Annotated in this window: 12 protein-coding genes; 6 read left to right on the top strand and 6 right to left on the bottom strand. The window is 73.8% G+C overall.

The window, feature by feature from the left end; genetic code table 11:
• Nucleotides 1-87: 87 nt before the first annotated feature.
• Nucleotides 88-273 (top strand): DUF1272 domain-containing protein, encoded by a 186-nt coding sequence (locus SRB17_RS26995; RefSeq protein ID WP_153542724.1) that lies wholly within the window; start codon nt 88-90, stop codon nt 271-273.
• Nucleotides 274-725: 452 nt separating this feature from the next.
• On the opposite strand, the gene SRB17_RS26990 is transcribed toward SRB17_RS26995, so the two are convergent.
• Together SRB17_RS26990 and SRB17_RS26985 are read right to left on the bottom strand one after the other, a co-directional pair.
• The gene (locus SRB17_RS26990) at nt 726-1,964 is read right to left on the bottom strand and encodes an ROK family protein (protein ID WP_153542723.1); all 1,239 of its coding nucleotides are present in this window, start codon (nt 1,962-1,964) and stop codon (nt 726-728) included.
• Between the two features lie 36 nt (nt 1,965-2,000).
• Nucleotides 2,001-2,645 carry an alpha-ketoglutarate-dependent dioxygenase AlkB gene (locus SRB17_RS26985; RefSeq protein ID WP_323376291.1) on the bottom strand — a complete coding sequence of 215 codons (645 nt, stop codon included), beginning with the start codon at nt 2,643-2,645 and terminating at the stop codon, nt 2,001-2,003.
• An 80-nt stretch (nt 2,646-2,725) separates the two neighbouring features.
• Between SRB17_RS26985 and SRB17_RS26980 the strand changes: the two genes are divergently transcribed.
• Nucleotides 2,726-3,859 (top strand): methyltransferase, encoded by a 1,134-nt coding sequence (locus SRB17_RS26980; RefSeq protein ID WP_153543009.1) that lies wholly within the window; start codon nt 2,726-2,728, stop codon nt 3,857-3,859.
• Here SRB17_RS26980 and SRB17_RS26975 read toward each other — a convergent pair.
• Nucleotides 3,856-4,713, bottom strand: coding sequence for a class II fructose-bisphosphate aldolase (locus tag SRB17_RS26975; RefSeq protein WP_323376290.1), 858 nt, complete (start codon nt 4,711-4,713; stop codon nt 3,856-3,858). The two genes, SRB17_RS26980 and SRB17_RS26975, sit on opposite strands and share 4 nt — an antisense overlap.
• Nucleotides 4,714-4,752: 39 nt before the next feature.
• Nucleotides 4,753-5,634 carry an SIS domain-containing protein gene (locus SRB17_RS26970; protein WP_153542721.1) on the bottom strand — a complete coding sequence of 294 codons (882 nt, stop codon included), beginning with the start codon at nt 5,632-5,634 and terminating at the stop codon, nt 4,753-4,755.
• A gap of 123 nt (nt 5,635-5,757) precedes the next feature.
• On the opposite strand from SRB17_RS26970, the gene SRB17_RS26965 reads away from it, so the two are divergent.
• The gene (locus tag SRB17_RS26965) at nt 5,758-6,537 is read left to right on the top strand and encodes a DeoR/GlpR family DNA-binding transcription regulator (protein ID WP_153542720.1); all 780 of its coding nucleotides are present in this window, start codon (nt 5,758-5,760) and stop codon (nt 6,535-6,537) included.
• A 23-nt stretch (nt 6,538-6,560) separates the two neighbouring features.
• Here the strand turns inward: SRB17_RS26965 and SRB17_RS26960 are convergent, their stop codons facing one another.
• Together SRB17_RS26960 and SRB17_RS26955 are read right to left on the bottom strand one after the other, a co-directional pair.
• Nucleotides 6,561-6,956, bottom strand: a complete 396-nt coding sequence (locus tag SRB17_RS26960; RefSeq protein WP_194294152.1) for a luciferase family protein — start codon at nt 6,954-6,956, stop codon at nt 6,561-6,563.
• Nucleotides 6,957-7,126: 170 nt separating this feature from the next.
• Nucleotides 7,127-8,176: a sigma-70 family RNA polymerase sigma factor gene (locus SRB17_RS26955; RefSeq protein WP_323376289.1), complete on the bottom strand. Its 1,050-nt coding sequence runs from the start codon at nt 8,174-8,176 to the stop codon at nt 7,127-7,129.
• 177 nt (nt 8,177-8,353) lie between these two features.
• Here SRB17_RS26955 and SRB17_RS26950 point away from each other — a divergent pair, with 177 nt between their 5' ends.
• The 3 genes from SRB17_RS26950 (at nt 8,354) to SRB17_RS26940 (ending at nt 11,741) form a co-directional block, all read left to right on the top strand.
• Nucleotides 8,354-9,082: an SDR family NAD(P)-dependent oxidoreductase gene (locus SRB17_RS26950; RefSeq protein ID WP_323376288.1), complete on the top strand. Its 729-nt coding sequence runs from the start codon at nt 8,354-8,356 to the stop codon at nt 9,080-9,082.
• 98 nt (nt 9,083-9,180) lie between these two features.
• On the top strand, nt 9,181-9,867 hold the full coding sequence (locus SRB17_RS26945; protein WP_153542718.1) for an SDR family oxidoreductase: 687 nt from the start codon (nt 9,181-9,183) through the stop codon (nt 9,865-9,867).
• 692 nt (nt 9,868-10,559) lie between these two features.
• Nucleotides 10,560-11,741, top strand: coding sequence for an MFS transporter (locus tag SRB17_RS26940; protein WP_323376287.1), 1,182 nt, complete (start codon nt 10,560-10,562; stop codon nt 11,739-11,741).
• Nucleotides 11,742-11,775 lie beyond the last annotated feature (34 nt).

The raw sequence follows: 11,775 nt of genomic DNA, 5'->3' as shown, positions 1-11,775 counted from the left end.
TGTCCCACCGGACGGTTCCCGCTCCGGCCGCCGTCCGCAGAATGGGGCGGAGAACCACCGGCCCCGCCCCGAGGAGACGACACGGCCATGCCCCTGGAGATGCGCGACCGCTGCGAGCGCTGCACGACCACCGCCCTGCCCGCGGACGGCCCGGCCCGCATCTGCTCCTACGAGTGCACGTTCTGCGAGTCGTGCGGCGAGGCCCTGGGGCAGATCTGCCCCAACTGCGGTGGCGAACTGGTCGCGAGGCCACGCCGAGCCACTGCCCCGTGAACGGCGACCCGGCGTCCGTCCAGGCCAGGGAGATCTCCACCGACGGGCGCAGCTTCGCCGCTGCGGACGGCGCCTCGTACAATGGATGCTCGGCGAAGGCCGTCAAAAGGGCCGGATCGGCGGGGAGTTCGGTGGCCGGGTAGGCATCGGCCTCGCCTCCAGGCCGGCCGGGGCCGGTGCACGGCCACCCCCGGCAGGACGCCGGCGCAGGCTCGGGGCCAGTACGCGGGCGGCGTCTTGCTCCTCGGCAGCGGCCCGGCCTGCGTCGCGGCGCCGTCCGTCCCGGTCTGCCCCCTCTCACCCGGGGTGTGCGCCGGCCGGCTCTGTAGGCGCGGTGTGTCCGGGTGCGTGGAGCTCCAGCCGGCCGTCGGCGGTCCGCCGGGCGTGGCGGTGCCGCCCGGCGGAGGTGCCGGATGACGGTGAAGTCCCACCGAGGCGGCCGAGGCAAGCGGTCACCGCAGCGCGGCCAGCGGGTCGTCCAGCACCGGCTGCCAGGCCAGTTCGGCCGCGCCGACCAGGCTGTTGTGGTCCAGGGTGCACGGGAGGATCGGTACTCCGCCGCTCTGGCCCCACAGGCTGCGGTCGGCGACGACCGCGCGGAGCCGGCCGGGGTCGGCGTCCAGGAGGGTGCGGTGCAGGCCACCGAGGATGATGCGGTCGGGGTTGAGGATGTTGACCAGTCCGGCGAGGCCGAGCCCCAGACGGTCGATCAGGGCCTCGGCGGCCGTGCGGACGGCCGGGTCGGCGTACTGGCTGCGCAGCAGGTCGTTGGCCTGCTGGAGCAGGGACACCTCCGGACCCGGCTCGCGACCGGCCTCGACCAGCAGGGCCAACGGGTCGGCCTCGACGTCCAGACAGCCGCGGCTGCCGCAGTGGCAGGGCCGGCCCTCCGGGTTGACCGTGAGGTGGCCGACCTCCAGCGCGAGGCCCGAACTGCCGGTGTGCAGGCGGCCGTCCAGCACCAGGGCCCCGCCGACGCCCCGGTGTCCGGTGGCCACGCACAGCAGGTCCCGGGCGCCCCGGCCGGCGCCGTGCCGGTGTTCGGCGAGCGCGGCGAGGTTGACGTCGTTGCCGGCGAAGGCGGGCCCGGTGATGCCCGCCGCGCGCACGCACTCCGCGAAGATCCGCCGGACGGGGGCGCCGACGGGCCAGGCCAGGTGCAGGGGGTTGAGGGCGAGGCCGTCGGGTTCGGCCACGGCGGAGGGCACGGCGAGTCCGGCGCCGACGCAGCGACGGCCGGTCGTGCGCAGCAGTTCCGCGCCTGCCTCGACGACCGATCCGAGCACCTTCGCCGGGTCGGCGTCGACGGTCTCGCAGCCGGGCGCGGTCGCCACGATCCGCCCGCCGAGGCCGACCAGCGCGGCCCGGAAGCCGTCGGCGTGGACCTGCGCGGCGAGCGCCACCGGGCCGTCCTCGGCGACCTGGAGCCGGTGCGAGGGGCGGCCCTGCGAACCGGCCGCGGCCCCCGGCCGGGCGTCCACCCGGATCAGGCCGAGTGCCTCCAGCTCGGCGGCCACCGCCCCGGCGGTCGCCCGGGTGACCCCGAGTTCGGCCGTGAGCACGGCCCGGGTCGGTGCCCGGCCGGTGTGCACCAGCTCCAGCGCGGGTCCGAGCGCTCCGCGCCCTCGGTCCAGCCGCGCCCTCGAGGTGGTCCTCTCCCCCGCCGCCCGGGGCTCCGCCTTGCCGCTCATGAGGGCGAGTCTCCCATGATCCGCAGGTGCGGCGGCCTACAGGCCGCCGACCCGAAGTGTGATGTTCAGACGTCCGGACAGGCCCAGCCAGGTCGGCGCGGTGCCGCCGTACACCCGCGGAACCCCGTGGTAGGCGAGCCGGGAGGGGCCGCCGAAGACGAACAGGTCACCGCTGCGCAGCTCGACGTCCGTGTACGGCTTCGCGCGCGTCTCGGTGTTGCCGAAGCGGAAGACGCATGTGTCGCCGAGGCTGAGGGAGACCACCGGCGCGTCCGTCTTCTCGTCGCTGTCGCGGTGCATGCCCATGCGGGCGTCGCCGTCGTAGAAGTTGATCAGCGCGATGTCGTACGCGTACGGCTCCTGCGGGCCCAGCGCGGCGACGACGGCGCGGCGGCCCAGCTCGCCGAGCCAGGCCGGGAACGGCTTCACGGGGGCGCCGTCGCCGTCGACGGCCGTACGGGCGTAGGCGTACGGGTACCAGTGCCGGCCGAGGCAGACCTGCCGGGCGGTCATCGTGCCGCCGCCCGGAGTGCGTACGGTGCGCAGCCCGGCGGGCGGGCGCGCCCACCGGCGGCAGGCGGCGAGCAGCTCGCGCTGCGCGTCGGCGTCCAGCCAGTCCGGGACGTGCACGGCGCCCGGCGCGACCCGGGCGCGCTCCCGGGGAAACAGTTCCGCGTCCACACGCTCCATCGTGCCGCAAGCCCGCCCCACCGGCCCTGAGCTGCGGCTCCGCTAGCCTGGGAGGCACGATGAGCGATCGAATGACGACACCGTGGGGCGAGGTCGGACTGTCCCGCTTCCCCGAGGATCCCCGCGACCGGCTGCGCGCCTGGGACGCCTCCGACGCGTACCTGCTGCGCCACCTGGCCGAGGAGGGGGTGCCGCTCACGGGCTCGGTCGTGGTGCTCGGGGACCGCTGGGGCGCGCTGGTCACGGCGCTCGCGGAGCACCGGCCGACGCAGATCACCGACTCTTTCCTGGGCCAGGAGGCGACCCGGGCGAATCTGGCGCGGGCCGGTGTCGAGCCCGGTGCCGTCCGGTTGCTGACCACCCAGGACCCGCCTCCGCAGCGGGTGGACGTGCTGCTGGTGCGGGTGCCGAAGAGCCTGGCGCTGCTGGAGGACCAGCTGCACCGGCTGGCGCCCGCCGTGCACGCCGGCACGGTGGTCGTCGGCACCGGGATGGTGAAGGAGATCCACACCTCCACTCTGCAGTTGTTCGAGCGGATCATCGGCCCGACCCGGACCTCGCCGGCGCAGCAGAAGGCCCGGCTGATCTTCTGCACCCCCGACCCGGCGCTGGAGCGGCCGGCGAACCCGTGGCCGTACAGCCACACCCTCCCCGACGGCATCGGGGAGGTCTCCGGGCGCCCGGTGGTCAACCACGCCGGCGTCTTCTGCGCCGACCGCCTCGACATCGGCACCCGATTCTTCCTGCAGCACCTGCCCGGACCGGGCGCGGCCCGCGTGGTGGACCTCGGGTGCGGCAACGGCGTCGTCGGTACGGCGGTGGCGCTCGCCGACCCGTCGGCCGAGGTGCTGTTCGTGGACGAGTCCTTCCAGGCGGTGGCCTCGGCGGAGGCGACGTACAAGGCCAACGGGGTGCCGGGACACGCGGAGTTCCGGGTCGGCGACGGGCTGGCCGGGGTGGCGCCCGGCAGTGTGGACCTGGTCCTGAACAACCCTCCCTTCCACTCCCACCAGGCCACGACCGACGCGACGGCGTGGCGCATGTTCACGGGCGCGCTGCGATCGCTTCGGCCGGGGGGTGAGCTGTGGGTGATCGGGAACCGGCACCTGGGGTATCACGTCAAGCTGAGGCGACTGTTCGGGAACTGTGAACTGGTGGCCAGTGACCCCAAGTTCGTGGTGCTGAGCGCCGTCAAGAAGGGCTAGGCCGTCCGGGAGAGGACCCCGATGATCCGCCGGACTTCGGAAGCCATCGCATCCCTCCCCACGCTCAGGTACTTACGGGAGTCGACGGCCTCGGGATGCGCCGCGAGGAAGTCGCGGATGGCGCCGGTCAAGGCGACGTTCAGCGCCGTGCCGACGTTGACCTTGGCGATGCCGCCGGCGACCGCCGCGGTCAGGCCGTCGTCCGGGACCCCGGAGGAGCCGTGCAGGACGAGCGGGACGGGCAGCGCGGCGGACAGCCGCTTGAGCAGGCCGTGGTCGAGGGTGGCGGTGCGGGTGGTCATCGCGTGCACGCTGCCGACGGCGACGGCGAGCGCGTCCACACCGGTGCGCGCCACGAAATCGCGGGCCTGGTCCGGGTCGGTGCGCGCGCCGGGCGCGTGGGCGTCCAGCGGGAGCCTGCCGTCCTTGCCGCCGATCTGGCCCAGCTCGGCCTCGATCCACAGACCTTGGGCGTGCGCCCAGTCGGCGGCGGCCCGCGTGGCGGACAGGTTGTCGGCGTACGGCAGCCGGGCGGCGTCGTACATCACCGAGCTGAACCCGGCGTCGGGCGCCTGGCGCAGCAGGTGGTCGCTCTGCACATGGTCCAGGTGCAACGCGACGGGGACGGCGGCGCGTTCGGCGGCGGCGACGGCAGCCCTGGCCAGCGGCAGCAGGCGGCCGTAGCGGAACGTGACGGCGTTCTCGCTGACCTGGAGCACGACGGGCGCGCCGGCCGACTCGGCGCCGGCGATCACGGCCTCGACATGCTCCAGGGTGATGACGTTGAACGCGGCGACGGCGGATCTGGTGTCGGCGGCTGCGGTGATCAGCTCGCCGGTGGACGCGAGGGGCACAGCAGGTGTCCTTCCGGGGCGTGGGCGGCGGGCCGGGGTTCAGGGGGCGAGGATCACCGAGCGGGTGAGATGGCGCGGCTGGTCCGGGTCGAGGCCGCTGGCGGCGGCGACGGCGACCGCGAGCCGCTGGACACGGACGAGTTCGGCGAGCGGGTCGAGCCCGCCGGCGATCCACCGGGCGCCGGTGGTGCGGACCTGTTCGGCGAGCCCGTCGGGTGCCTCGCCGAGCATCCAGGTGGCCGTGCCCCCGGTGGTGATGCTGATGGGACCGTGCCGGTACTCCATCGCCGGATACGCCTCGGTCCAGGACAGTGCGGCCTCGCGCATCTTCAGCCCGGCCTCGTTGGCGAGCCCGACGGTCCAGCCGCGCCCGAGGAAGGTGAACTGGGTGCAGGAGACCAGCTCTTCGGGAAGAGGGGTGGCGAGGGCCGTGCGCGCGTCGGCGACGACGGAGTCGGTGTGCAGGCCGAGATGGGCGCGCAGGAGGGTGAGAGCGGTGGTGGCGAACCGGGTCTGGACGACGGAGCGTTCGTCGGCGAAGTCCAGCACCACGAGGTCGTCGGCGGCCGAGGTCACCGGGGTGTCCGGATCGCCGGTGACGGCCGTGGTCCGGGTCCGGCCCCTCAACCGGGCCAGCAGCTCCAGCACTTCGGTGGTGGTGCCGGACCGGGTGAGGGCCACCACCCGGTCGTACGACCGCCGGTGGGGGAACTCGGAGGCAGCGAACGCGTCGGTCTCGCCCTGGCCGGCACCCTCCCGCAGGGCGGCCGCCGCCTGCGCCATGAAGTACGAGGTCCCGCACCCCACGACGGCGACCCGCTCCCCCGGCCGCGGCAGCGCCTCCCGGTAGCGGTCCGCCTCCTCGGCCGCCCGTATCCAGCACTCCGGCTGGCTGTTCAGCTCGTCCTCGACATGACTCATGGCCACACCCTCCCCTTACTGATTTTTCCTGCAAGATATAGCGATCTTTCGAGCACAATCAAGCATTTGACCGCGGGTGAGGTGCGCTAGGGTCACCGGGAGACGTCAGAACGGAGGCTGCGGATGTCCCGGGACGCCCGCTGGAAGGCACTGCTGGAACTGCTCGTCGAGCGCGGCCGGCTCGAGGTCGAGGAGGCGGCGGCCGAGCTGGCGGTGTCGGCGGCGACGATCCGGCGGGACTTCGACCAGCTCGCCGAGCAGCAGATGCTGGTGCGCACCCGGGGCGGCGCGGTGGTGCACGGGGTGTCGTACGAACTCCCGCTGCGCTACAAGACGGCCCGCCGGGCCTCGGAGAAGCAGCGCATCGCCAAGGCCGTGGCCGAACTCGTCGCGCCGGGCGAGGCGGTGGGGCTGACCGGCGGCACGACCACCACGGAGGTGGCCCGCGCCCTGGCCGTACGCGGCGATCTGTCCACCGGATCGCCCGCGCTGACCGTCGTCACCAACGCGCTCAACATCGCCAACGAGCTCGCCGTACGCCCCCAGTTCAAGATCGTGGTGACGGGCGGGGTCGCGCGACCGCAGTCGTACGAACTCATCGGCCCGCTCGCGGACGGGGTACTCGGTCAGATCACGCTCGACGTGGCGGTGCTCGGGGTCGTCGCCTTCGACGTGACGCACGGCGCGGCGGCCCATGACGAGGCGGAGGCCGCGATCAACCGGCTGCTGTGCGAGCGCGCCGAGCGGGTGGTGGTCGCCGCGGACTCCAGCAAGCTGGGCCAGCGGGCGTTCGCCCGGATCTGCGGGGCGGAGCTGGTGGACACGCTCGTGACGGACACGGCGGCGGGGCAGGAGACGGTACGCCGCTTCGAGGAGGCCGGCGTCCGGGTCGTCACGGTGTGACAGGCGACGCAGGGCGGGCCGGCTCAGATGCCGCCGCGGTCGGCCTTCACGAAACCCGCGCCACGCTGGTCGTTGCAGCCGGCGGCGGGCCGGTCGAGCGGGTCGGGCCAGGCCTGCTGGGCCTGGAGCGCCACGCTCACCAGGGTCAGCAGCAGGTCGACGTCGCTCGCCGCGTCGAGGCGCAGCGTCACCCACTGCGAACCGGGCACGATCCTGATCGCGCCCGAGTCCCTGAGGTCCTTGGCGAACCGCCGGATCGCCCGGTCGGTCAGCCGCAGATCCACATCGCGGTCCGAGTGGAAGTGGGCGATCTCGCCCTGGGCCGAACTCACCGCCTCTCCCAGGCCGCAGCTCGGGACCGCCTGTCTCAGGTCGGGCCAGGTCGCCAGTTGCGCGAGCGCGCGCGAGGCCAACGTCATGAGCCCATCATGGACCGCTCACCCCTCGGCAACCAGCTCGTGAGCAAGCATTAACCGACCTGTATCCGCCCCCGGAATGCGCCCGGACGCCCTGGGGACAGGCCGAACGAGGCGTGCCTCCCGCCTCGTTGGCGCCGCCGTCGGCCCGAGCGGACTCAAGTCGATGCAGGTCAAGGGCACATCGGTCGATTCCCGGGCACTCGGGGCCGGTCACTCAGTGTCCGGGGCAGGCCGAAGAGTGGCAGGAGGCCGTTGTCGCCGAAGCGGGTGATGGCGGAGATCCGGTCGTCTCGCAGTGTGAGAACGACAAGCCCGTACGCGTGTGCGTCCGGGCTGCCGGGCTCGCGCAGATAGCTGCCGAACGCGGGCTGGCCGTTCGCACGCGTGGACAGGAGCCGAAGCGCCTGGCCGCCCCACCAGGGCAGGGCGCCGTAGAACCGGGCGATCGCCGTGTGTCCCTGGTACTCGAGCGGCTCGGGCGGCATCGTCAGCCGGGCGTCCTCGGTCAGCAGCGCGAGGAGCCCGTCGACGTCGGAGTTCTCCAGTGCGTCCACGAACCGTGCGACGAGCGCGCGTTCCCGCGTCGAACGCGGCAGCGGTGCACGGTCCCGGTCCGGTGCGGGCAGCCGGCCGTCCAGCGCCGCACGCGCGCGCTGCAGGGCGCTGTTCACCGACACACCGCTGCTGTCGAGAAGTTGGGCCACTTCCGCGGTGCGGAAGCCGAGCACATCGCGCAGCACCAGGACCGCGCGCTGCCGTGGCGGCAGTTGCTGGAGCCCGGCCGTGAACGACAGCGCCAGCGCCTCCCGCGTCTCGTAACGGGCCTCCGGGCCCGGCGCGGTGTCGGGCAGGTCGGCGAGCAGGGCGTCCGGGTAGGGCTCGTACCAGAGCGCCTCGGAGCGGCGCGTGGGGTCGGGCACGTCCGACGGGGGACGGGCCGGTTCGCGCGGCTGCGGCCGCCGGCCGGCGTCGCGCAGCGCGTTCAGGCAGCGGTTGGTCGCGATGCGGTACAGCCAGGCGCGTACGGAGGCCCGGCCCTGGAATCCGTCCAGCCCGCGCCAGGCGGCGAGCAGGGTCTCCTGGACCGTGTCCTCCGCGTCCTGTACGGAGCCGAGGATCCGGTAGCAGTGCAGCTGGAGTTCGCGCCGGTGCGGCTCGGTCAGCGCACGGAACGCCTCCGCGTCGCCGGCCCGCGCACGGTCCAGGGTCGTCTCGGTCACCACGGCATCCCTCGCCTCGCTCTTCCTCCGGTCCTCACGGTAAGGACACCGACCGGGCCGGAAAGTCATCGGTGATTCGCCGCGGGCGCCCGTGTCTCCACAAGTGACCGCACATCCACAGCGCGTCGGACAGCGCGCTCAGGCTGTCCACGCGTCTTCAAGGAGAGGGAGATCACCGTGACGAACATCGCGGGCAGGGCCGTTCTGGTCACCGGCGGCAATCGCGGCATCGGCCGGGAGCTGGTTGAGGAGGCCCTGGCGAGGGGCGCGGCGCGGGTGTACGCCGGTACCCGCGGGCCGCTGGACCACCCGGACCGGCGGGTCACGCCGCTGCGCCTGGACGTGACGGACGGAGACCGGCTGCGCCGGGCCGCCGGGGAGATCGATGCCCTCGACGTCCTGGTCAACAACGCCGGCATCGCCGTACCCGACGAGTTGGAAGACCGTACCGCCCTGGAACGGCATCTCGCCGTCAACCTCTTCGGCACCTACGACGTGATCCAGGCCTTCCTGCCGGCGCTGCTCCGCTCCCAGGGCGCGATCGTCAACAACCTGTCGCTGAACGGCCTCGCCGCGCTGCCGCTGCTTCCGGCCTACTCGGTGTCCAAGGCGGCGGCGTTCTCCCTGACGCAGTCGCTGCGCACCCTGCTGGCGGGACGGGGGGTGCGCGTGCACGCGGTGCTGACCGGGCCCGTGGACACCGACATGACCCGCTCGCTCGACATCCCGAAGGCCTCCGCCGAGTCCGTGGCGCGAGCCGTCTTCGACGGTGTGGAGAAGGGCGAGGAGGACATCTTCCCCGACCCGCTGTCGGCGTCCCTGGCCGAGGGCTGGCACAGCGGCGTGGTGAAGGCCCTGGAACGGCAGCTGGCGGGCCTGCCGGCGGCACGAGCCACCGGCTCCTGAGCCATGGGGCTCGTACGAGAGGGCGCCGCCGTGACGCGTACGACGCCGCCCCGGCACCGCACATCGTCCGCATCCACCGTCCGCCCGGGAGGAACCCCATGAACAGCCACAACGCCTTGGTCATCGGCGCAGCCGGCAGCGTCGGCCGCGCCACCGCCGACGCCCTCACCGCCGCCGGCTTCCGTGTCCTGGGCTCCGGTCACGAGCGGGACGCCACGGATCCCGCGCGGGTGACGGCGCTCCTCGGGGAGGCCGACCCGGACCTCGTCGTGGTCGCCGCGGGCGCGCGACCGCGGATGGCGCCGGTCGCGGAGCAGAGCTGGGAGTCGTTCTCGGCTCCCTGGCACGTCGACGTCAGGATCGCCTTCGAGGTCGGTCGCGCCGCCCTCGCACGGCCGTTGCGGCCGGGCTCGACCGTGGTGATCCTCTCCAGCGGCGCCGGGCTCGGCGGCTCACCGCTGTCGGGCGGCTACGCCGGCGCCAAGCGGACGCAGATGTTCCTGGCCGGGTATCTCCAGCGCGAAGCCGACGCCCGCGGACTCGGCATCCGGTTCGTCGCCCTCGTCCCGGGCCAACTGCTCACCGGGACCGCGATCGGCGAGGCCGCGGCCACCGCGTACGGCGCCGAGACCGGCCAGTCGGCCGACGCGTATCTGAAGGAACGCTTCCCCGTACCACTCGACCCGGCCGGGGTCGCCCGGGCCATCGTGGCGATCGCCTCCGGCGAGGACTACGAGGGGCGGACGGTGCTGAGGGTTACGGGGGAGGGGTTCGAGCCGGTCTGAGCAGTGTGGGGGGGCGGTTTCCCGATCGGCGCGGGTGCGCCTCCGGCGTGCGGAGGGGCGCGTCCCGTGCGGAGGAGCGTGTTCCCGTCGGGAGGGGCGCATCCCGTGCGGGGGGCGGGGCGTTGTCCCTGTGCGGGGCAGGGCGTGTCCCTGTGCGAGGCGGCGTGTCCCTGTGCGGGGGCGTCCCGCGCGGAACGGCGCGTCGCCCGTGCGGAGGGGCGCATACCCGTGGGCCACACACACCCCCCGCAAGGCACCCTCTCTTCGCTGTTCGGGAGCGCATACCGGTGCGCCGCACACACCCATGCGGGGCACCCTTCCGGTGCAGGGGGCCATACCCGTGCGGCAGCGTCTTCGCTGTTCGGGAGCGCATACCCGTGCGCCGCACACAGCCGTGCGGAGCGCGTACTGGTGCGGGGTGCGTACACCCGTGCGGAGCACTTCCCGGTGCGGGGGTAGGGCCGACATCTCCCGGTGCAGTCGTGTACGCAGCGCGGGGCGACACCTCCAGCTTCGGCGTGCAGGCCGCACCCCGCATGCGGCACGCCTTGCCCGTGCGGCGGGCTCCCCGTCCCGGCGCACACCCCGTGCGGGGGCACCTCCCGGTGCCGGCCCTCCCCTTGCACCACCCCCGCCCACCCACCTAGCCTGACTTTGTGCCGCTAATAAACAAAACCCGAAAGCACAGCGTCGTGCCGGGTGGCAGCCGCGATCTCTCCCGGCTCCGCGTCGCTCTCACCGCGTTCTTCGCGCTCGACGGCTTCGTCTTCGCGGGCTGGGTGGTCCGCATCCCCGCCATCAAGCAGCAGACCGACTCCTCCGCCAGCGCCCTGGGCCTGGCCCTGCTCTGTGTCTCCGCCGGCGCCGTCGTCACCATGACCCTGACCGGGCGGCTGTGCCGCCGCTACGGCAGCCATCCGGTCACTGTGGTCTGCGCCGTCCTGCTCTCCCTCAGCGTCAGCCTGCCCCCGCTGACTCACTCCGCGCCCGCCCTCGGCGCCGTACTCCTCGTCTTCGGCGCCGCCTACGGCGGTATCAACGTCGCCTTCAACAGCGCCGCCGTCGACCTGGTGGCGGCGCTGCGGCGGCCGATCATGCCGTCGTTCCACGCGGCGTTCAGCCTCGGCGGGATGATCGGCGCCGGTCTCGGCGGCCTGGTCTCCGGTGCGCTCTCCCCCACCCGGCATCTGTTCGGCCTGACCCTGATCGGGCTGCTCGTCACAGCCGTCGCCGGGCGCACCCTGCTGCGGCAGGAACCGCCCGCCCCGGCGGACCGCGCCCCCTCCCCACACCCGGAGCCGTCACCTGTCGCGGCGCGCCGGACGGGCGGCCGCCGCGGGCTGGTCCTCGTCTTCGGGCTGATCGCGCTGTGCACCGCCTACGGCGAAGGCGCCATGGCCGACTGGGGCGCGCTCCACCTCCAGCAGGACCTCGCGGCGTCGTCCGGCGTGGCGGCGGCCGGGTACGCGTGTTTCGCGCTGGCCATGACCGTGGGCCGGGCGACCGGCACGACCCTCCTGGAGCGTCTCGGCCGTGCCCGTACGGTGATCGTCGGCGGCACCGTCGCGGCCGGGGGCATGCTGCTCGGTTCACTCGCGCCGTCCGTGTGGGCCGCGCTGCTCGGCTTCGCCGTCACCGGACTCGGGCTCGCCAACCTCTTTCCCGTCGCCGTGGAACGGGCGGGTGTGCTGACCGGACCGTCCGGCGTGGCCGTCGCCTCGACGCTGGGCTACGGCGGCATGCTGCTCGGGCCGCCCGCGATCGGGTTCATGGCCGACTGGTTCTCCCTGCCCGCCGCACTCACCAGCGTCGCGGCACTGGCCGCCGTCGCCGCCGCCATCGGGATGTCCACGCGGCGGACGATGGGCGCGTGAGGGGCGGCCGAAGGTCCGGGAGAGCCGAAACCGG

The sequence above is a fragment of the Streptomyces sp. RB17 genome (assembly GCF_009604455.1).
Taxonomy (GTDB): domain Bacteria; phylum Actinomycetota; class Actinomycetes; order Streptomycetales; family Streptomycetaceae; genus Streptomyces.
This window is presented reverse-complemented; position numbering and strand designations above follow the sequence as displayed.